This window comes from Streptomyces sp. NPDC096048 (assembly GCF_044763415.1).
Taxonomy (GTDB): Bacteria; Actinomycetota; Actinomycetes; order Streptomycetales; family Streptomycetaceae; genus Streptomyces.
Window position 1 is genome coordinate 495,876 of record NZ_JBIWGG010000002.1, and the last position, 19,417, is coordinate 515,292.

Here is a 19,417-nt window from a genome sequence, read left to right on the forward strand (position 1 = left end):
CCGTGACGTGCGGATGAGGCGCGAGTGACGGCAGTCACGTAGGGGCATGCGCTTGATCAAAGTGACTTAGGTTAGGCTACCCTAAGTCGATCCAAGGGCTCCGCCCTCTCCCGTCCCCCTCTCGGCCCGTCCCCAACCGGAGGACCCCCACATGCGCTCGCACCTGCTCAACGACACCACCGCGGAGCAGTACCGCCGCTCCGTGACCGAAGGAGTCGAGCGGGTGGCCGCCAAAATCGCCACCACCGACCGCCCGTTCACCGGTGTCACGGTCGACGCCCTCTCCCCCCGCATCGACGAGATCGACCTCGACAAGCCGCTGCACGACACGGCCGCGGTCCTCGACGAACTGGAGGAGGTCTACCTCCGCGACGCCGTCTACTTCCACCACCCCCGCTACCTCGCCCACCTCAACTGCCCGGTCGTCATCCCGGCCGTGCTCGGCGAGGCGGTGCTCTCCGCCGTCAACTCCTCCCTGGACACCTGGGACCAGTCGGCCGGCGGCACGCTCATCGAGCGGAAACTGATCGACTGGACCACCGCCCGCATCGGCCTCGGCCCGGCGGCCGACGGCGTGTTCACCTCCGGCGGCACCCAGTCCAACCTCCAGGCGCTGCTGCTGGCCCGCGAGGAGGCGAAGACCGAGGACTTCGCCGACCTGCGCGTCTTCGCCTCCGAGGTCAGCCACTTCAGCGTGAAGAAGTCGGCGAAACTGCTCGGCCTCGGCCCCGACGCCGTCGTGTCGATCCCCGTCGACCACGACAAGCGCATGCAGACCGTCGCCCTCGCCCGCGAACTGGAGCGCTGCAAGGAGAACGGCATGGTCCCCATGGCCGTCGTCGCCACCGGCGGCACCACCGACTTCGGCTCCATCGACCCGCTGCCGGAGATCGCCGAACTGTGCGAGCAGTACGGCGTGTGGATGCACGTGGATGCGGCCTACGGCTGCGGACTGCTCGCCTCCCTGAAGTACCGGGACCGCATCGACGGCATCGAGCGCGCCGACTCGGTCACCGTGGACTACCACAAGTCCTTCTTCCAGCCAGTGAGTTCGTCGGCCGTGCTGGTCCGGGACGCGGCCACGCTGCGCCACGCCACCTACCACGCGGAGTACCTCAACCCGCGCCGCATGGTGCAGGAACGTATCCCCAACCAGGTGGACAAGTCTCTCCAGACCACCCGCCGCTTCGACGCGCTCAAGCTGTGGATGACACTGCGCGTGATGGGCGCCGACGGCATCGGACAGCTCTTCGACGAGGTGTGCGACCTCGCCGCCGAGGGCTGGAAACTGCTCGCCGCCGACCCGCGCTTCGACGTCGTCGTCGCGCCGAGCCTGTCCACGCTGGTCTTCCGCCACATACCGGCGGCCGTCACCGACCCCGCCGAGATCGACCGCGCCAACCTGTACGCCCGCAAGGCCCTCTTCGCCTCCGGCGACGCCGTGGTCGCGGGCACCAAGGTGGCCGGACGCCACTACCTCAAGTTCACCCTGCTCAACCCCGAGACGACCACGGCCGACATCGCCGCCGTCCTCGACCTGATCGCCGGCCACGCCGAGCAGTACCTGGGAGAGTCCCTTGACCGCGCTTCCTGAGCCCACCACGACGTACGACTTCGTGGGGATCGGCCTCGGCCCCTTCAACCTCGGCCTCGCCTGCCTCACCGAGCCCATCGCCGAGCTGAACGGCGTCTTCCTGGAGTCCAAGCCGGACTTCGAGTGGCACGCCGGCATGTTCCTGGACGGCGCCCACCTCCAGACCCCGTTCATGTCGGACCTGGTCACCCTCGCCGACCCGACGTCCCCCTACTCCTTCCTCAACTACCTGAAGGAGAAGGGCCGGCTGTACTCGTTCTACATCCGGGAGAACTTCTACCCGCTGCGCGTCGAGTACGACGACTACTGCCGCTGGGCCGCGAACAAACTGAGCTGCGTCCGCTTCTCCACGACGGTCACCGAGGTGACGTACGACGAGCGGGACGAGATGTACGTCGTGGCGACGACCGGCGGCGACACGTACCGCGCCCGCCGCCTCGTCCTCGGCACCGGCACCCCGCCGCACATCCCGGACGCCTGCCGGGGCCTGGCCGGCGACTTCCTCCACAACTCCCGCTACATGCAGCACAAGGCCGAGCTGCAGAAGAAGGAGTCGATCACCCTGGTCGGCAGCGGCCAGTCCGCCGCCGAGATCTACCAGGACCTGCTGAGCGAGATCGACGTCCACGGCTACCAGCTGAACTGGGTGACCCGCTCCCCGCGCTTCTTCCCCCTCGAATACACCAAGCTCACGCTGGAGATGACCTCCCCGGAGTACGTGGACTACTACCACGCGCTGCCGGAGCCGACCCGCTACCGCCTCACCAGCGAGCAGAAGGGCCTGTTCAAGGGCATCGACGGCGACCTGATCAACGACATCTTCGACCTGCTCTACCAGAAGAAGCTCGGCGGCCCCGTCCCCACCCGCCTGCTCACCAACTCGGCGCTGACCGACGCCCGGTACGCGGACGGCACGTACACCCTCGGCTTCCGGCAGGAGGAGCAGGGCAAGGACTTCGAGATCGAGACCCAGGGCCTGGTCCTGGCCACCGGCTACCGGTACGCCGAACCGGAGTTCCTCAAGCCCGTACGGGACCGGCTCCGCTACGACTCCCAGGGGAACTTCGACGTCGCCCGCAACTACGCCGTCGACGTCACGGGCGGCGGCGTGTTCCTGCAGAACGCGGGTGTCCACACGCACAGCATCACCAGTCCCGATCTGGGCATGGGTGCCTATCGCAACAGCTACATCGTCCGAGAGCTGCTCGGTACCGAGTACTACCCGGTCGAGAAGTCGATCGCGTTCCAGGAGTTCAGCGCATGAGCACCACCACCCCCACGGCCGCCGGCGTCGGCGCCCTCACCCTCCGCCCCCTCGACCCGCTGAAGGACGCCGGTCTGCTGCACAGCTGGGTCACGCACCCCAAGTCCGCGTTCTGGATGATGCAGGACGCGAAGCTGGTGGACGTCGAGCGCGCCTACATGGAGATAGCCGCCGACGAGCACCACCACGCCTACATCGGCCTGCACGACGGCGTCCCCGCCTTCCTGATGGAGAAGTACGACCCGGTCCACCGCGAGCTGACCGGCCTGTACGACCCCGAGCCGGGCGATGTCGGCATGCACTTCCTGGTCGCCCCCACCGACCGGCCCGTGCACGGCTTCACCCGCGCCGTCATCACCGCCGTCATGGCCGAACTCTTCGCCGACCCGGCGACCGCCCGCGTCGTCGTCGAGCCGGACCTCGACAACAAGGCCGTCCACGCCCTGAACGCGGCCGTCGGATTCGTGCCCGAGCGCGAGATCCAGAAGCCGGAGAAGAAGGCGTTGCTGAGCTTCTGCACCCGCGAGCAGTTCGAGAAGGCGGTGTCCGCGTGAGCCTCACCGACGCCGTCTCCCACCTCTCCCCCGAGCGCTGGGCCCAGGCCAACCGCCTCCTGATCCGCAAGGCCCTCGCCGAGTTCACGCACGAGCGGCTGATCACCCCGGAGCGCTCCGCGGGTGACACCTGCGTCGTCCGCTCCGACGACGGCAAGACCGAGTACCGCTTCACCGCCACCGTCCGCGCCCTGGACCACTGGCAGGTGGACGCCGACTCGATCACCCGCCACCGCGACGGCAGCGAACTCCCGCTCGCCGCACTGGACTTCTTCATCGAGCTGAAGGAGTCGCTGGGTCTGAGCGACCAGATCCTGCCCGTCTACCTGGAGGAGATCTCCTCCACCCTCTCCGGCACCTGCTACAAGCTCACCAAGCCGAAGCTCACCTCCGCCGAGCTGGCGAACAGCGGCTTCCAGGCCGTCGAGACCGGTATGACCGAGGGCCACCCCTGCTTCGTCGCCAACAACGGGCGGCTCGGCTTCGGCATCCACGAGTACCTGTCCTACGCCCCGGAGACCGCGAGCCCGGTCCGGCTGGTGTGGCTGGCCGCGGACCGCTCGCGGGCGGCGTTCACGGCCGGCGTCGGCATCGAGTACGAGTCCTTCGTACGGGACGAGCTGGGCGAGGCGACCGTCGACCGCTTCCACGGCGTCCTGCGCGAGCGCGGCCTGGACCCGGCCGACTACCTGTTCATCCCGGTCCACCCCTGGCAGTGGTGGAACAAGCTCACCGTCACCTTCGCCGCCGAGGTCGCCCGCGGGCACCTGGTCTGCCTCGGCGAGGGCGACGACGAGTACCTGGCGCAGCAGTCCATCCGCACCTTCTTCAACACCTCGCACCCCGAGAAGCACTACGTGAAGACGGCCCTGTCCGTCATCAACATGGGCTTCATGCGCGGCCTGTCGGCGGCGTACATGGAGGCGACCCCGGCCATCAACGACTGGCTCGCCCAGCTCATCGAGGGCGACCCGGTGCTGAAGTCCACGGGGCTGAGCATCATCCGGGAGCGGGCGGCCGTCGGCTACCGGCACCTGGAGTACGAGCAGGCCACCGACCGCTACTCGCCGTACCGCAAGATGCTGGCGGCGCTGTGGCGGGAGAGCCCGGTGCCGTCCCTCCAGGACGGCGAGTCCCTCGCCACCATGGCCTCCCTCGTCCACGTCGACCACGAGGGCGCCTCCTTCGCGGGCGCCCTGATCGAGCGGTCGGGGCTCGCGCCCACCGAGTGGTTGCGGTCCTACCTGCGGGCCTACTTCGTCCCGCTGCTGCACAGCTTCTACGCCTACGACCTGGTCTACATGCCGCACGGCGAGAACGTGATCCTGGTCCTGAAGGACGGGGTCGTGCAGCGCGCGATCTACAAGGACATCGCCGAGGAGATCGCGGTGATGGACCCGGACGCGGTGCTGCCCCCGGAGGTCTCCCGGATCGCGGTCGAGGTGCCGGAGGACAAGAAGCTCCTGTCCATCTTCACGGACGTCTTCGACTGCTTCTTCCGCTTCCTCGCCGCGAACCTCGCCGGCGAGGGGATCGTGGAGGAGGACGACTTCTGGCGGACGGTCGCGGAGGTCACCCGCGAGTACCAGGAGTCGGTGCCGGAACTGGCCGAGAAGTTCGACCGGTACGACATGTTCGCGCCCGAGTTCGCGCTCTCCTGCCTCAACCGGCTCCAGCTGCGCGACAACGAGCAGATGGTGGACCTCGCGGACCCGTCCGGCGCGCTCCAGCTGATCGGAAGCCTGAAGAACCCCATCTCGGGCCGGTAGGCGAAGGCCCCGCACAGACGGGCGGGCACCCCGGAGACGGTCTTCCGGGGTGCCCGTCGGGCATGGCGTCGCGGGTCAGTCGGCCGGCCAGGGCACCTGCGGCGACCGGTAGTAGTCGATCCCCAGCGCCTCCCAGCGCGGTGCCTGCCCGGCGAGCCGCACCTTGTAGGTGTCCCAGTCGTGCGTCTTCGCCGGGGACCAGCCCAGCTCGGCGACGCCCGGCAGCCTCGGGAAGGCCATGAAGTCGAGCTGGTCGGGGGTCTCCAGGGTCTCGGTCCACAGCGGCGCCTCGACGCCGCGGACCGCGGCGGCCGGGGCACCCGGCAGATAGGCGGCCGGGTCCCAGTCGTAGGACCGCCGCACCTCCACGTAGCCCGCCCAGGACAGGCCCAGCGGGGTGTCCTTGTCGTACTTCATGTCCAGGTACGTCCGGTCGGCCGGGGAGAGGATCAGCCCGGTCCCGTTCCGCGCGGCCTCGGCGACCTGGGCCTTCTCCACGTCACTGGTGCGGTCCAGGCCCCAGTACTGGACGAGCGCGCCCTCGGCCGGGTTCGCGCCCGCCAGCTGGTGCCAGCCGATGACCGTCTTGCCGTACTTCGCGACGACCGGCTGCACCCGGTCCATGAACGTCACGAAGTCCTCGTGCGGGGTGGAGTGCGCCTCGTCGCCGCCGATGTGGAGGTAGCGGCCCGGAGTGAGCGCGGCGATCTCGCGCACGACGTCGTCCACGAAGTCGTATGTGACCTCCTTGCCCACACACAGCGAGCTGAAGCCGACCTTGGTGCCGGTGTACAGCGGGGGTGCCACGCCGTCGCAGTTCAGCTCGGCGTAGGAGGCGAGGGCCGCGTTGGTGTGGCCCGGCATGTCGATCTCGGGGATCACCTCCAGGTGGCGGGAGGCGGCGTAGCGGAGGATCTCCTTGTAGTCGGCCTTGGTGTAGTAGCCGCCGGGGCCGCCGCCGACCTCTGTGGAACCGCCGTAGGTCGCCAGGCGCGGCCAGGAGTCGATGGCGATGCGCCAGCCCTGGTCGTCGCTGAGGTGCAGGTGGAGCTTGTTGTACTTGTAGAGGGCGACCCGGTCGATGTAGCGCTTGACCTCGTCGACGGTGAAGAAGTGCCGGGAGACGTCCAGCATGGCGCCGCGCCAGCCGTAGCGCGGGGTGTCCTCGATGGTGCCGCCCGCGACCAGCCAGGGCCCGGGCTGCGCGGAGTCCTTCTCGACGGCGGCGGGCAGGAGCTGACGGAGGGTCTGGACGCCGTGGAAGAGGCCGGCGGCCTCGCGGGCGGTGATGGTGACGCCGCCGCGGCCGCTGTCGAGGCGGTAGCCCTCGGCGCCGTAGGGGCCCTTGGCCAGGCGGAGTTGTATGCCGCCGTGGCCGTGGGTGGTGACGGGGAGCCGGTAGCCGGTGGAGGGCCGCAGGAGGTCCGCGAGGTAGTCGCCGACGCGGCGGGCCTCGCGCGAGTCGTCGACGCGGATGTGGGTGCCACGGGTGATGCGGTACGGGGAGCCGCCCGGGTCGACCGACGCGGGGGCCGGAATCACCCGGTCCAGGGGAGTCGTCGCCGGCGCCCGCCGGTCCGGCGCCGCGCCGGTGGTCATGGCGCCGACCGCCGCCACCAGCAGCAACGAGCCCAGGATCCGGGTCAGTCGGGGAGTCGTTCTGTGGTGCCGTCGATGAGGTCTCACGTGCGCTCCCTTCACGATGGTGCAGAGATGGGTGTAGACCACTCTCTCTCACAACCGCCGTACGCAGAAGCGGTGAAACAATCCGCGCATGGCGGAAATCATCCAGAAGGACGGAACGTGGGTCTTCGACGGCGACACCCTGCGGCTGACTCCCGGACGGGACAAGAACGTCAGCCTGCTCCGCAGGGAACTGGGTGAACTACTCGTCCCGCTGGCGGCGTTGGCGGGCATATCGTTCGAGCAGGGCAAGAAGTCGGGGCGGTTGCGGCTGCGCCTGCGGGACGGCGCCGACCCGCTGCTGCACGCGACCGGCGGCCGGCTGACCGAGCCGCACGACCCGTACCAGCTGACCGTGGAGTCCGACCGGTACGGCGTCGCCGAGTACTTCGCGGACGAGGTGCGCAACGCCCTGCTGCTCGACCAGGTTCCGTCCGGTCCGGTGGACGCCTACCTGCTGCCCGGCCCGTCCGTGCCGCTGTCGGTGTCCGCCGGGGACGGCGTCGCGAGCTTCGACGGCGAACGCGTGCGCCTGGAGTGGAAGTGGCAGGCGGAGGACGCCAAGTCGGCGGCCGGCACCCGCACCCTCCCCCTCGCGGACATCACCGCGGTGGAGTGGCAGCCGACGGTCGGCCTGGAGAACGGCCACCTCCGCTTCACCGTGCGGGGCGCGCCGACCAAGGCACCGCCCAAGTACGACCCCAACGCGGTGGAGCTGTGGGGCTTCAAGCGGGACCCGCTGATGGCGCTGGTGGCCGCGGCCGTGCAGGCCCGCCTCCCGCACCCGGCCGCACCGGGGGCCCGCGCCGCCCTGGAGGACGCCCGGCCCGCCGAGGACGCGCCCGCCCCGACCCCCGCCGCCGAGGACGAGCACGACGCGCTGCTGCGGCGGCTGCGGGAACTGGGCGAACTGCACCGCTCCGGGGTGCTGACGGACGAGGAGTTCACGCTGGCGAAGCAGGCGGTACTGAAACGGATGTAGTCACGCACACGCGGCGCGCTTGCCCGAAATCGGGCAGGATTCTTGCGAAACCCTCACTCGTACCCCAGGATCTACCGGGTGCACGACGAACTCGTTGATCATCTGACGCGGTCCACCCCCCTGAGCCGGGGCGAGGCGCTGCGCGTGATCCAGGACGTGCTCGCCTACTTCGACGAGACGACCGAGGAATTCGTCCGTCGCCGCCACCGCGAGCTCCAGGCCCAGGGCCTGGTGAACGCGACGATCTTCGAACGGATCGAGGCGGACCTGAAATACCGGGCGGTGGCACCGCCGGAGCTGTCGCTCCGCCAGTTGCGCCGCATCGTCTACGGCTGAGAAGCCGAAGAGGGACACGAGGTTTACGTATACATGTGCGGAATCGTCGGATACATCGGCAAGCGTGACGTCGCCCCCCTGCTGCTGGAGGGCCTCCAGCGCCTGGAGTACCGCGGCTACGACTCGGCGGGCATCGTCGTCACCTCGCCGAAGGCGGCCGGCCTGAAGATGGTCAAGGCCAAGGGCCGGGTCCGCGACCTGGAGGCCAAGGTCCCGGCGCGCTTCAAGGGCACCACCGGCATCGCCCACACCCGCTGGGCCACCCACGGCGCCCCCTCCGACCTGAACGCCCACCCGCACATGTCGGCCGACAACAAGGTCGCCGTCGTCCACAACGGCATCATCGACAACGCCGGTGACCTGCGCCGCAAACTGGAGGCGGACGGCGTCGAGTTCCTCTCCGAGACCGACACCGAGGTCCTCGTCCACCTCATCGCCCGCTCCGAGGCGGAGAAGCTGGAGGACAAGGTCCGCGAGACCCTCCGGGTGATCGAGGGCACGTACGGCATCGCCGTGATGCACGCCGACTTCCCCGAGCGCATCGTCGTCGCCCGCAACGGCTCGCCGGTCGTCCTCGGCATCGGCGAGAAGGAGATGTTCGTCGCCTCGGACATCGCCGCGCTGGTCGCCCACACCCGCCAGATAGTCACCCTCGACGACGGCGAGATGGCCACCCTCAAGGCCGACGACTTCCGCACGTACACCACCGAGGGCACCCGCACCACCGCCGAGCCGACCACCGTGGAGTGGGAGGCGGCCTCCTACGACATGGGCGGCCACGACACGTACATGCACAAGGAGATCCACGAGCAGGCCGAGGCCGTGGACCGCGTGCTGCGCGGCCGGATCGACGACCGCTTCTCCACCGTGCACCTCGGCGGCCTCAACCTGGACGCCCGCGACGCGCGCGCCGTGCGCCGGGTGAAGATCCTGGGCTGCGGCACCTCGTACCACGCGGGCCAGATCGGCGCCCAGATGATCGAGGAGCTGGCCCGCATCCCCGCGGACGCCGAGCCCGCCTCGGAGTTCCGCTACCGCAACGCGGTCGTCGACCCCGACACCCTCTACATCGCCGTCTCCCAGTCCGGTGAGACGTACGACGTGCTGGCCGCCGTGCAGGAGCTGAAGCGCAAGGGCGCCCGCGTCCTCGGCATCGTCAACGTGGTCGGCTCGGCGATCGCCCGCGAGGCCGACGGCGGCATGTACGTGCACGCCGGGCCCGAGGTCTGCGTGGTCTCCACCAAGTGCTTCACCAACACCTGCGTCGCCTTCGCGCTGCTCGCCCTGCACCTGGGCCGCACCCGCGACCTGTCGGTACGCGACGGCAAGCGGATCATCGAGGGCCTGCGCAAGCTGCCCGCGCAGATCGCCGAGATGCTGGAGCAGGAGGAGGACGTCAAGAAGCTGGCCGCGCAGTACGCCGACGCCCGCTCGATGCTCTTCATCGGCCGCGTCCGCGGCTACCCGGTCGCCCGTGAGGCCTCCCTGAAGCTCAAGGAGGTCTCCTACATCCACGCCGAGGCCTACCCGGCCTCCGAGCTGAAGCACGGCCCGCTCGCCCTGATCGAGCCGGCCCTGCCGACGGTCGCGATCGTGCCGGACGACGACCTGCTGGAGAAGAACCGCGCGGCCATGGAGGAGATCAAGGCCCGCAGCGGCCAGATCCTCGCCGTCGCCCACCAGGACCAGGAGAAGGCCGACCACACCATCGTCGTCCCGAAGAACGAGGACGAGCTGGACCCCATCCTGATGGGCATCCCCCTCCAACTCCTCGCCTACCACACGGCCCTGGCCCTGGGCCGGGACATCGACAAGCCGCGAAACCTCGCGAAGTCGGTGACGGTGGAGTAGAAGCGCCCCGAAGGGGCGCGGGGCTGCATCGATGTGCGGCTCCGCCGTACGGGCGCGAGCAACCCCCACGCACCCACATGGCAACACGCCCGAACGGCCCCCCACGTATGCCACCACATACGTGGAGGGCCGCCCATGTCGCCGGGGAGCCGCCCCACCACCCCCCGGCCTGCGCAGCTAGCCGGTGGCCGTCACACCCCGGCCGCCCGCGGTACGCCCCCGCATCGCCGTGGGCCAGTGCGCCAGAACCGCCGTCGCCGCGTACCAGGCGACCGCCCCCGCCGCGACGGCGAACCATCCGCCCGCCTTCCCCAGCGCCGCACCGCCCGCGAAGGCGGCGATCGCGAGGAGCAGCAGGGACACGCAGAGCAGCCCGTACATCCCCTGCCCGAGCAGGTCGCCGCCGGCGAATGCGAGGGAGAGGGCGACGAGGGCGAAGAGCAGCAGGAAGAGCCCCGCCGCGTTGGCGGAGACCTGGCCGCCGACCGATACGGCCCAGGTGAACCACAGCGCGCCGAGGACGGTGAAGGCCGTACCGGAGGCGGTGTCCCGGTCGCGCAGGGCCAGCAGGCCGGCGACGAAGAGGGCGACGCCGCCGACGTACTGGGCGACGGTCACGGCGTCGGCCGCCGTCACGCCGTCGATGACGCCGGTGTGGCCGACGCCGAAGGCCAGCAGGGTGACGCCGAGAGCGAGTCGGCCGACGATCGTGGTGGTGCTTCCCGCGGAGACGTCATTGTCCACGGCGGGCTCCCTTCATGCATGTGCGGTTGTACCGTGACCCGTACATGCCCTTCACAAGGGCACAAGCAACCTCTACGCGTCGGTAGGTTCACGCTGCATGACCAGGGAGGGGCCTCGACCGCCGAGGCGGCTACGGGATGACCACCACGGGCCGCTTCGCCCGCTTGGCGAGCCGGCCGGCGACCGAGCCGAAGAGGCGGCCCACCAGGCCGTGGCTGGAGCCGACGACGATGGCGTCCGCCTCGTACTCCCGGCCCACCTCTTCGAGTTCGTGGCAGATGTCGCCGCCGCGCTCGACCAGGATCCAGGGCACCTCGGCGAGATAGTCCGCGCACGCCAGCTCCAGACCCAGCACCTCGGTGCGGTGGTCCGGTACGTCGACGAAGACGGGGGGCTCGCAGCCGGCCCACACGGTGGTGGGCAGCCGGTTGGCGACGTGCACGATGACCAGGCCGGAGCCGAGCCGGCGTGCCATGCCGATGGCGTACGCGAGGGCGCGCTCACTGGACGTGGAGCCGTCGAAGCCGACGACGACACCGTGCTTGAAGGCTGGGTCGCACGACTGGCGTGGCTCTTCGGCCGCCAGGGGCTCGGCCGCCGTAGGTTCGGCGACGGGCCGCTTGCGGTCCGCGGGTTCGAAGAATTCGTGACCGGCCATGGCTGTCTCGGCGTTTTTATCCTCTATGGGGGACAACAGTGTGCGGTGGAGCCGTGTGTCCGGGAATGGTCTTCCCAACCCCATACCCCCAAGGGTACGGCGCCACGCCTCCTTCGCCCGGATCCCGCGTACGGTCCGCCCGCGGGTTCCCCGGAGCATGCCCGAGGGGGCGCCCGCAACGCAATGGTTGCTGCGCTGTACAGGCGGTTTGCACGGGATTCAACTGTCTGTGCTCGGTCGTGACCGGTGCGTCGCACGGGCGTTGATCTCCATGCCGCCAGCCCCAGGGAGCACGCATGTCCGGACCGCACCAGCGCCCCGAGCCGCCGTCCGGCGCACCCGGCCTCCCCGATCCGGCCGCGCCGCCCCGGGACGGCGTCACCGACCTCGTCCGCTGGGCGGCCTTCAGCTGTTTCCTCGTCCCGGTCGTACTCCTCTGGTACGGCACCTCCTTCGCCGGCGCCGCCGGCACGGCCCTCGGCCTGGCCGCCGTCACCGGCGCCTGCCGCCTGCTGCTGCGCCGGTCCGAGCGCGCCGCGGCCCGGCCGACCGGCGATCATCACCCGGCGCGGGCCGGACGCCGGCACCGGGCCGGGCCGCCGGCGCGCAGGGGCGGACGGCACGCCGGAGAAAACACACCGGTCGACTGACCGGTTTCCGCGCACGCGTCCGCTTCTTTTCAGCCAACTTCTGAGGGTGGCTCATCACCGCCCCCCACCACCCCCCAACCCCCGTTCCACCTGCACGGAAAGGGTCTCAGGGACCTTGCGCACCCTACGGGGATTGGCCACTGCGACAAGGCGCACTTCCCTGTGGCGCCCCGGAGTGCCACGCTTCGTGATCGACTGCTTCACGCCAAGTTGCCATGTCGACAATGTCCCAAGTGCCGAACCGGCCATCTTGGCGCGATGGGACACAGTAGATTCGATCTTGACTGTCTACGGCGGGGGACTCGTGCAGGACCGAGGGGAAACGTGTTGGAGCGACAGACCCGAAAGGATCAGGGCGCCGCGACCACCGAGGGGGGCTTAGCGGTTATGAGCCACGACTCCACCGCCGCGCCGGAACCGGCGGCCCGGAAGCTCTCCGGGCGACGCCGCAAGGAGATCGTCGCGGTGCTGCTGTTCAGCGGCGGCCCCATCTTCGAGAGTTCCATACCGCTGTCGGTGTTCGGGATCGACCGCCAGGACGCCGGCGTGCCGCGCTACCGGCTGCTGGTGTGCGCCGGCGAGGAGGGCCCGCTGCGGACCACGGGCGGCCTGGAACTCACCGCGCCCCAGGGCCTGGAGGCGATCTCCCGGGCCGGCACCGTGGTGGTGCCCGCCTGGCGGTCGATCACCTCTCCGCCACCGGAGGACGCGCTCGACGCCCTGCGCCGGGCGCACGAGGAGGGTGCCCGCATAGTCGGGCTGTGCACCGGCGCCTTCGTACTCGCGGCGGCGGGCCTGCTCGACGGCCGCCCCGCGACCACCCACTGGATGTACGCGCCGACGCTGGCCAAGCGCTATCCGTCGGTGCACGTCGATCCGCGCGAACTGTTCGTGGACGACGGCGACGTGCTGACGTCGGCGGGTACCGCGGCCGGCATCGACCTGTGCCTGCACATAGTGCGCACGGACCACGGCAACGAGGCGGCCGGCGCGCTGGCCCGCCGTCTGGTGGTCCCGCCGCGCCGCTCGGGCGGCCAGGAGCGCTACCTCGACAGGTCTTTACCGGAGGAGATCGGCGCCGACCCGCTCGCCGAGGTCGTCGCCTGGGCGCTGGAGCACCTCCACGAGCAGTTCGACGTGGAGACGCTGGCGGCCCGCGCGTACATGAGCCGCCGCACCTTCGACCGCCGCTTCCGGTCGCTGACCGGCAGCGCCCCGTTGCAGTGGCTGATCACCCAGCGGGTGCTCCAGGCGCAGCGCCTGCTGGAGACGTCCGACTACTCGGTGGACGAGGTCGCGGGCCGCTGCGGCTTCCGCTCCCCGGTGGCCCTGCGCGGCCACTTCCGCCGCCAGCTCGGTTCGTCCCCGGCCGCCTACCGGGCCGCGTACCGGGCCCGCCGTCCCCAGGGCGACCGCGCGGTGGACCCGGAGCCGGCCGGTGGCCCACGGCCCAGCGCACCGCCGGAGCCGGCCGCCCTGTCACCGGAGAACGCGGTCCCGTTCCAGTCCCGCCGCACCGCGCCCCCGCTGCCCGCCGCGGCGGCGAGCCTGCCGGGGCAGCGCAGCGCGCCGTGACCCCGTGAACGCCGGGCGGGCGTGACCAGCCCGTCCGGCGTTCGAGGACGAGGCCGTCCGGGCCGGAGCGGGCGCCCGGAGCGGGGGCCCGGGACGGCGGCCCCTGGCGAGGCCGCACCGACGCCGGGGGACCGGACGGCCGACGTCAGCCGTAGGGTGTCCGCATGAACGATCGCATGGTGTGGATCGACTGCGAGATGACCGGCCTCTCGCTGTCCGACGACGCTCTCATCGAGGTGGCCGCCCTCGTCACCGACTCCGAGCTGAACATCCTCGGGGACGGCGTCGACATCGTCATCCGTCCGCCGGAGCGGGCCCTGGAGACGATGCCGGAGGTGGTGCGTCAGATGCACACCGCCTCCGGCCTGCTCGCCGAGCTCGACGGTGGCACGACGCTGGCGGACGCCGAGGCGCAGGTCCTGGCCTACGTCCGGGAGCACGTGAAGGAGCCCGGCAAGGCCCCGCTGTGCGGCAACTCGGTCGGCACCGACCGCGGCTTCCTGCTGAGGGACATGCCGACACTGGAGGACTACCTCCACTACCGGATCGTCGACGTCTCCTCGATCAAGGAGCTGGCCCGCCGCTGGTACCCGAGGGCGTACTTCAACAGCCCCGAGAAGAACGGCAACCACCGCGCGCTCGCCGACATCCGCGAATCCATCGCCGAGCTGCGCTATTACCGGGAAGCGGTCTTCGTCCCGCAGCCCGGTCCCGACTCCGAGACCGCCAAGGCGATCGCCGCGAAGCACGTCCTGCCCGCCCGGTAAAAGGCGTGCGCGAGCACCCCTTCGGACCCTGTACACTTTTTCTCAGCCGGTCGGGGAAGCCCACCACGGGTTCCGAAGACCGGCCATGGTGGGTGTAGCTCAGTTGGTAGAGCACCTGGTTGTGGTCCAGGTGGCCGCGGGTTCAAGTCCCGTCACTCACCCTGATCCGTCAGCCGGTGACCTTCGCGAGAAGGTCACCGGCTGACGGCGTTCCGCCGCCGGCTCGCCCGGCCGAGCGGGCGGACCGGGGCACGGAGGCCACGGCCCGCCCCGGGGACCCGCCCCGCCCCGTCACGACGACGCCCGCTCCACCAGCTCCGTCGGCAGCACCACCTGGTGCCGCTCCAGCCCGCGCGAGGCCGCCGGGCGGCGATCCGCGATCTCGGTCAGCAGCAGGTCTATCATCGCGCGGCCCATCTCCTCGATGGGCTGCCGCACACTGGTCAGCGGCGGCTCCATGTGGCGGGCGATGGCCGAGTCGTCGTAGCCGACCAGCGCCACGTCGTCCGGGATGCGGCGGCCCGCCTCGCGCAGGGCCTGGCGGGCGCCGGCCGCGGTGACGTCCGAGCCGGCGAAGACGGCGTCCAGGTCGGGACGGCGGCGCAGCAGCTCCACCATGGCGCTGCGCCCGCCCTCCTCCGTGAAGTCTCCCGCCTCGATGAGCTGTTCGTCCGCGGGGTGGCCCGCGTCGCGCAGGGCCTCGCGGTAGCCGTCGACACGCCGCTGGGCACCGTAGACGTCGAGGCGGCCGGTGATGTGCGCGATGCGGCGGCGCCCGCGTGACAGCAGGTGTTCGACGGCCGAGCGGGCGCCGCCGTAGTTGTCCGAGTCCACCGACGCCAGCGACTCCGCGGTCGAGCGCGGGCCGCTGATCACCGCGGGGATCTCCAGCTGGGACAGCAGGTCGGGCAGCGGGTCGTCGGCGTGCACCGAGACCAGCAGGACGCCGTCCACGCGGTGCGCGGCCAGGTACTGGGCGAGCCGCTGCCGCTCCCGGTCGCTGCCCGCGAAGATCAGCAGCAGTTGCATCTCGGTGTCGGACAGCTCGGAGCCGACGCCCTTCAGCATGTCCGAGAAGTACGGTTCCGCGAAGAAGCGGGTCTCCGGCTCGGGCACCACCAGCGCGATGGCGTCCGTGCGGTTCGCGGCCAGGGCACGGGCCGCCGTGTTCGGAACGTAGCCGAGTTCCGCGACCGCCGCCTCCACCGCCGCCCGGGTCGCGTCGCTGACCCGGGGCGAGCCGTTGATCACCCGGGAGACCGTTCCTCTGCCGACGCCCGCCCGTGCCGCCACCTCTTCGAGGGTGGGCCGGCCACCGCTCCGCCCACGCGCTCCGTGGCTTGCCATCGGCTCCGCCTCCCGTCGACACACCCCGCACTCTGCGGCTGGCCTGGAATTTAACAGGCCGGTCGGGTGTAATGACCGGCTCCGGGCCACCGCCCGTCGTGCGGAGGTGCCTGGACGCCGCTCGCGGCGTCCAGTTAACAGGCCGATAACTGAACGCACTTCGTCGCGTCCGCTCCCTTGACACCCCCGCCCGGACCGACGACTCTTCAACACATCACTTGTGGGAGCGCTCCCACACTACCTGGCACATACACATCCCGCACGTTCCCCGCCCGAGCCGCAGCGTCGAACGAACCACATGAAGCAGCGGTCCCAACCATGTAGTTGGCCGGGGGGTCGGCACGTCAGGGCAACAGGAGGACGCAATGCGAGCAGCACGCAATCGATCCGCCCGCAAGGCGGTGGTCGTCGCGGCCATCGCGTCGCTGGGCGCCGGGCTGCTGGCCGGCTGCGCCGACGACGGCAACGACGAGGACAGCACGTCGTCGGGCGACAGCAGCGGCAAGACCACCATCACCCTCGGCCTGTTCGGCACCATGGGCTTCAAGGAGGCGGGCCTCTACGAGGAGTACGAGAAGCTCAACCCCGACATCAACGTCGAGGAGACCGTCACCGAGCGGAACGAGAACTACTACCCCGCTCTGGTCAACCACCTCACCACCGAGAGCGGCCTCCAGGACGTCCAGGCCATCGAGGTCGGCAACATCGCGGAGGTCGTCGCGACCCAGGCGGACAAGTTCGCCGACATGTCCAAGGTCGAGGGCGTCCAGCCGGGCAGCTGGCTGGACTGGAAGTGGAAGCAGGGCGTCACCAAGGACGGCCAGGCGGTCGGCCTCGGCACCGACATCGGCCCGATGGCCATCTGTTACCGCAAGGACCTCTTCGAGAAGGCGGGCCTGCCGACCGACCGCGACGAGGTCAGCGCGCTGTGGGCCGGTGACTGGAAGAAGTTCGTCGAGGCCGGTGAGAAGTACAAGAAGGGTGCCGGCAAGGACACCTACTTCATGGACTCGCCCGGCGGTCTGATCAACGCCATCCTCAGCAGTGAGGAGGAGAAGTTCTACGACTCCTCCGGCGAGGTCATCTACAAGACCAACCCGGCCGTCAAGGACGCCTTCGACCTCACCGCGGAGGCCGCGGAGAAGGGCCTGGTCCAGGCGCAGACCCAGTTCCAGCCGGCCTGGGAACAGACCATCTCCAACAACCTGTTCGCCACCGTCGCCTGCCCGCCGTGGATGATCGGCACCATCAAGGGCAAGTCCCAGCCCGAGGCGGCCGGCAAGTGGGACGTGGCCGTGGCTCCGAAGTCCGGCAACTGGGGCGGCTCCTTCCTGGGCGTGCCCAAGAGCGGCAAGAACGTGAAGGAGGCGCAGAAGCTGGTCGCCTGGCTGACCGCGCCGGAGCAGCAGGCCAAGCTCTTCGCCGTGCAGGGCAGCTTCCCGAGCGCCCCGGCCGCGTACAAGCTTCCGCAGGTGACGGACGCGAAGAACGAGATGACCGGTGCCGCGCCGATCGGTGACATCTTCGCCAAGGCCGCCGAGGCCATCCCGGCCCAGGTGATCGGCCCGAAGGACCAGATCATCCAGCAGGGTCTGACCGACAACGGCGTCATCCTCGTCACCCAGGGCAAGTCGCCCGAGGAGGCCTGGGAGAACGCCACCAAGACCATCGACAACAACCTGGAGAAGTGACCGGAATGACCACCCGGCACGACACCGCCGCGCCCCCCGCGAAGGGGGGCGCGGCCCCGGGCCGACCGCCCGGTGAAGCGGTCTCCCCCGAGGCGGCGAGGAAGCGGGCCCGGCTCTCCCGCCGCTGGCAGCGGGACATGCGCTGGAGCCCGTACGCGTTCGTCGCCCCGTTCTTCGTGTTCTTCGCCGCGTTCGGCCTGTTCCCGCTGATCTACACCGGCTGGGCCTCGCTGCACACGGTCGAGCTGACGGCGCCCACCGACATGGCGTGGACGGGCCTGGACAACTACACCAGGATCTTCGACGACGACTTCTTCTGGAACGCCGCGAAGAACACGCTGACCATCGGCATCATCTCCACGGTGCCGCAGCTGATGATGGCGATGGGCCTGGCGCACATCCTCAACTACAAGCTGCGCGGCTCCACCTTCTACCGGGTCATCATGCTCGCGCCGTACGCCACGTCGATCGCCGCCGCCGCGCTGGTCTTCGTGCTGCTCTTCGGCCGCGACTACGGCATGATCAACTGGGTGCTCGACTCGGTGGGCCTGGGCAAGGTCGACTGGCAGAACGACAAGTGGGCGTCCCAGTTCGCCGTCTCGTCGATCGTCATCTGGCGCTGGACCGGCTACAACGCGCTGATCTACCTGGCGGCGATGCAGGCGATCCCGCAGGACCTGTACGAGTCGGCGGCGCTGGACGGTGCCAGCCGGTGGCGGCAGTTCATCCACGTCACGCTGCCCGCGCTGCGTCCGACGATCCTGTTCACGGTCGTCGTGTCCACCATCGGCGCCTCGCAGCTGTTCGGTGAGCCGTTGCTGTTCGACGCCAACAAGGGCGCCTCGGGCGGCAGCCAGCACCAGTTCCAGACGCTCGGCCTGTACCTGTACGAGCAGGGCTGGGTCAACCAGCACCTGGGCCGCGCCTCCGCGATCGCCTGGACGATGTTCCTGATCCTCATCGTGATCGGGCTCGTCAACTACGTCATCTCGCGCCGGCTGCGCGCCAGTAGTTAAGGAGAACCGGCCGTGACGACGACCCTGACGAAACCCCCGGCCCAGCCGGTGCCCGAGCCGGACCGGCGGCGCCGCCGGTCCAAGGCGTCCCGGGCCGGCGGGCAGCTGCACGCGGGCCCGATCGCGTACATCATCCTCGCCGTGTTCACGCTCGGCTCGCTGTTCCCGCTGGTGTGGACGGCGATCGCCGCCTCCCGCGACAACCAGCGGCTGGCCCAGACCCCGCCGCCGCTCTGGTTCGGCTCCAACCTGTTCGACAAGCTGGAGATCGCCTGGACCGACGCCAACATGGGCGAGGCGATCCTCAACACCACGATCGTCGCGGGGATCTCCTCGGCCACCGTCGTCTTCATGGCGACGATCGCCGGCTTCGCCTTCGCCAAGCTGAGGTTCCGGGGGCGCAACGCGCTGATGCTGGTCGTGGTCGGCACGATGATGGTGCCGCCGCAGCTCAGTGTCATCCCGCTGTACATGATGGTCGCCAAGCTGGACTGGTCCGACCAGCTCCAGGCGGTGATCTTCCCGTCCCTGGTCAGCGCGTTCGGCGTGTTCTTCATGCGGCAGTACCTGCTCCAGGCGCTGCCGGACGAGATCATCGAGGCCGCCCGCGTGGACGGCGCCAGCAGCTGGCGGGTGATCTGGCACGTGGTGTTCCCGACGGCGCGGCCCGCGATGGCCGTGCTGGGCATGCTGACGTTCGTGCAGGTGTGGAACGACTTCCTGTGGCCGTTCCTGGTGCTGACGCAGAACGGCAACCCGACCGTCCAGGTCGCGGTGGCGGGCCTCGGCCGCGGCTTCACCCCCGACCAAGCCCTGATCATGGCCGGCGCGCTGCTCGGCACGCTGCCCCTGCTGCTGGTCTTCGCGATCTTCGGCAAGCAGATCGTGGGCGGCATCATGCAGGGCGCCGTCAAGGGCTGACACCTCGCCTCGGGG

17 protein-coding genes and 1 tRNA gene are annotated in these 19,417 nt (G+C 70.1%); 14 read left to right on the forward strand and 4 right to left on the reverse strand.

Features of this window, described 5'->3' with window-relative positions:
• Positions 1 to 151 precede the first annotated feature (151 nt).
• Genes desA through ACIQ6R_RS06885 form a run of 4 tightly spaced genes read left to right on the forward strand, consistent with a single transcriptional unit; the run spans position 152 to position 5,181 of the window.
• Positions 152 to 1,594 (forward strand): lysine decarboxylase DesA, encoded by a 1,443-nt coding sequence (gene desA, locus ACIQ6R_RS06870; RefSeq protein WP_404219321.1) that lies wholly within the window; start codon positions 152 to 154, stop codon positions 1,592 to 1,594.
• Entirely contained in the window at positions 1,578 to 2,858 is a 1,281-nt protein-coding gene (locus tag ACIQ6R_RS06875) for a lysine N(6)-hydroxylase/L-ornithine N(5)-oxygenase family protein (RefSeq protein WP_404219324.1), read from the forward strand. Before desA ends, ACIQ6R_RS06875 begins: the two co-directional genes overlap by 17 nt.
• Positions 2,855 to 3,412, forward strand: coding sequence for a GNAT family N-acetyltransferase (locus ACIQ6R_RS06880; protein ID WP_404219327.1), 558 nt, complete (start codon positions 2,855 to 2,857; stop codon positions 3,410 to 3,412). The genes ACIQ6R_RS06875 and ACIQ6R_RS06880 overlap by 4 nt, the downstream gene beginning before the upstream one ends.
• Positions 3,409 to 5,181 (forward strand): IucA/IucC family protein, encoded by a 1,773-nt coding sequence (locus tag ACIQ6R_RS06885; protein ID WP_404219330.1) that lies wholly within the window; start codon positions 3,409 to 3,411, stop codon positions 5,179 to 5,181. Before ACIQ6R_RS06880 ends, ACIQ6R_RS06885 begins: the two co-directional genes overlap by 4 nt.
• 75 nt (positions 5,182 to 5,256) lie before the next feature.
• Here ACIQ6R_RS06885 and ACIQ6R_RS06890 read toward each other — a convergent pair whose 3' ends face one another.
• On the reverse strand, positions 5,257 to 6,867 hold the full coding sequence (locus ACIQ6R_RS06890; RefSeq protein ID WP_404219333.1) for a beta-N-acetylhexosaminidase: 1,611 nt from the start codon (positions 6,865 to 6,867) through the stop codon (positions 5,257 to 5,259).
• A gap of 88 nt (positions 6,868 to 6,955) precedes the next feature.
• Here ACIQ6R_RS06890 and ACIQ6R_RS06895 point away from each other — a divergent pair, with 88 nt between their 5' ends.
• The 3 genes from ACIQ6R_RS06895 (at position 6,956) to glmS (ending at position 10,033) form a co-directional block, all read left to right on the forward strand.
• Positions 6,956 to 7,846, forward strand: coding sequence for a DUF4429 domain-containing protein (locus ACIQ6R_RS06895; protein WP_404177255.1), 891 nt, complete (start codon positions 6,956 to 6,958; stop codon positions 7,844 to 7,846).
• 78 nt (positions 7,847 to 7,924) lie between these two features.
• The gene (locus ACIQ6R_RS06900; RefSeq protein WP_404177252.1) at positions 7,925 to 8,182 is read left to right on the forward strand and encodes a hypothetical protein; all 258 of its coding nucleotides are present in this window, start codon (positions 7,925 to 7,927) and stop codon (positions 8,180 to 8,182) included.
• A 33-nt stretch (positions 8,183 to 8,215) separates the two neighbouring features.
• Complete coding sequence (glmS, locus tag ACIQ6R_RS06905; protein WP_404219336.1) at positions 8,216 to 10,033, forward strand: glutamine--fructose-6-phosphate transaminase (isomerizing); 1,818 nt, start codon at positions 8,216 to 8,218, stop codon at positions 10,031 to 10,033.
• 177 nt (positions 10,034 to 10,210) lie between these two features.
• Here the strand turns inward: glmS and ACIQ6R_RS06910 are convergent, their stop codons facing one another.
• On the reverse strand, positions 10,211 to 10,777 hold the full coding sequence (locus ACIQ6R_RS06910) for a GPR1/FUN34/YaaH family transporter (RefSeq protein ID WP_404219339.1): 567 nt from the start codon (positions 10,775 to 10,777) through the stop codon (positions 10,211 to 10,213).
• Between the two features lie 130 nt (positions 10,778 to 10,907).
• Positions 10,908 to 11,435, reverse strand: coding sequence for a universal stress protein (locus tag ACIQ6R_RS06915; RefSeq protein ID WP_055417064.1), 528 nt, complete (start codon positions 11,433 to 11,435; stop codon positions 10,908 to 10,910).
• Positions 11,436 to 11,731: 296 nt separating this feature from the next.
• Between ACIQ6R_RS06915 and ACIQ6R_RS06920 the strand changes: the two genes are divergently transcribed.
• The 4 genes from ACIQ6R_RS06920 to ACIQ6R_RS06935 all read left to right on the forward strand — a co-directional run bounded on the left by ACIQ6R_RS06920 (position 11,732) and on the right by ACIQ6R_RS06935 (position 14,588).
• The gene (locus ACIQ6R_RS06920; protein ID WP_404219342.1) at positions 11,732 to 12,085 is read left to right on the forward strand and encodes a hypothetical protein; all 354 of its coding nucleotides are present in this window, start codon (positions 11,732 to 11,734) and stop codon (positions 12,083 to 12,085) included.
• 387 nt (positions 12,086 to 12,472) lie between these two features.
• Positions 12,473 to 13,660, forward strand: coding sequence for a helix-turn-helix domain-containing protein (locus ACIQ6R_RS06925; protein ID WP_404219345.1), 1,188 nt, complete (start codon positions 12,473 to 12,475; stop codon positions 13,658 to 13,660).
• Positions 13,661 to 13,824: 164 nt separating this feature from the next.
• Positions 13,825 to 14,427 carry an oligoribonuclease gene (gene orn, locus ACIQ6R_RS06930; RefSeq protein ID WP_404177238.1) on the forward strand — a complete coding sequence of 201 codons (603 nt, stop codon included), beginning with the start codon at positions 13,825 to 13,827 and terminating at the stop codon, positions 14,425 to 14,427.
• An 88-nt stretch (positions 14,428 to 14,515) separates the two neighbouring features.
• Positions 14,516 to 14,588 (forward strand) — tRNA-His (locus ACIQ6R_RS06935).
• 130 nt (positions 14,589 to 14,718) lie between these two features.
• Here ACIQ6R_RS06935 and ACIQ6R_RS06940 read toward each other — a convergent pair.
• A complete protein-coding gene (locus ACIQ6R_RS06940) occupies positions 14,719 to 15,774 on the reverse strand; it encodes a LacI family DNA-binding transcriptional regulator (protein ID WP_404177235.1) in 1,056 nt (351 codons plus the stop codon).
• Between the two features lie 365 nt (positions 15,775 to 16,139).
• Between ACIQ6R_RS06940 and ACIQ6R_RS06945 the strand changes: the two genes are divergently transcribed.
• From ACIQ6R_RS06945 to ACIQ6R_RS06955, 3 genes are read left to right on the forward strand one after another with little or no spacing between them, the layout of a single operon-like run.
• Positions 16,140 to 17,465, forward strand: a complete 1,326-nt coding sequence (locus ACIQ6R_RS06945; protein WP_404177232.1) for an ABC transporter substrate-binding protein — start codon at positions 16,140 to 16,142, stop codon at positions 17,463 to 17,465.
• Between the two features lie 5 nt (positions 17,466 to 17,470).
• Complete coding sequence (locus ACIQ6R_RS06950; RefSeq protein WP_404177989.1) at positions 17,471 to 18,481, forward strand: carbohydrate ABC transporter permease; 1,011 nt, start codon at positions 17,471 to 17,473, stop codon at positions 18,479 to 18,481.
• A gap of 12 nt (positions 18,482 to 18,493) precedes the next feature.
• Complete coding sequence (locus tag ACIQ6R_RS06955) at positions 18,494 to 19,402, forward strand: carbohydrate ABC transporter permease (RefSeq protein WP_404177229.1); 909 nt, start codon at positions 18,494 to 18,496, stop codon at positions 19,400 to 19,402.
• Positions 19,403 to 19,417: the final 15 nt, after the last annotated feature.

Bases quoted from the DNA above. Each gene is read 5' to 3' on its own strand.
- glmS (WP_404219336.1), top strand. From the start codon at position 8,216: ATGTGCGGAATCGTCGGATACATCGGCAAGCGTGACGTCGCCCCCCTG.
- desA (WP_404219321.1), top strand. From the start codon at position 152: ATGCGCTCGCACCTGCTCAACGACACCACCGCGGAGCAGTACCGCCGC.
- ACIQ6R_RS06945 (WP_404177232.1), top strand. From the start codon at position 16,140: ATGCGAGCAGCACGCAATCGATCCGCCCGCAAGGCGGTGGTCGTCGCG.
- ACIQ6R_RS06920 (WP_404219342.1), top strand. From the start codon at position 11,732: ATGTCCGGACCGCACCAGCGCCCCGAGCCGCCGTCCGGCGCACCCGGC.
- ACIQ6R_RS06940 (WP_404177235.1), bottom strand. From the start codon at position 15,774: ATGGCAAGCCACGGAGCGCGTGGGCGGAGCGGTGGCCGGCCCACCCTC.
- ACIQ6R_RS06950 (WP_404177989.1), top strand. From the start codon at position 17,471: ATGACCACCCGGCACGACACCGCCGCGCCCCCCGCGAAGGGGGGCGCG.
- ACIQ6R_RS06925 (WP_404219345.1), top strand. From the start codon at position 12,473: ATGAGCCACGACTCCACCGCCGCGCCGGAACCGGCGGCCCGGAAGCTC.
- ACIQ6R_RS06915 (WP_055417064.1), bottom strand. From the start codon at position 11,435: ATGGCCGGTCACGAATTCTTCGAACCCGCGGACCGCAAGCGGCCCGTC.
- orn (WP_404177238.1), top strand. From the start codon at position 13,825: ATGAACGATCGCATGGTGTGGATCGACTGCGAGATGACCGGCCTCTCG.
- ACIQ6R_RS06880 (WP_404219327.1), top strand. From the start codon at position 2,855: ATGAGCACCACCACCCCCACGGCCGCCGGCGTCGGCGCCCTCACCCTC.
- ACIQ6R_RS06895 (WP_404177255.1), top strand. From the start codon at position 6,956: ATGGCGGAAATCATCCAGAAGGACGGAACGTGGGTCTTCGACGGCGAC.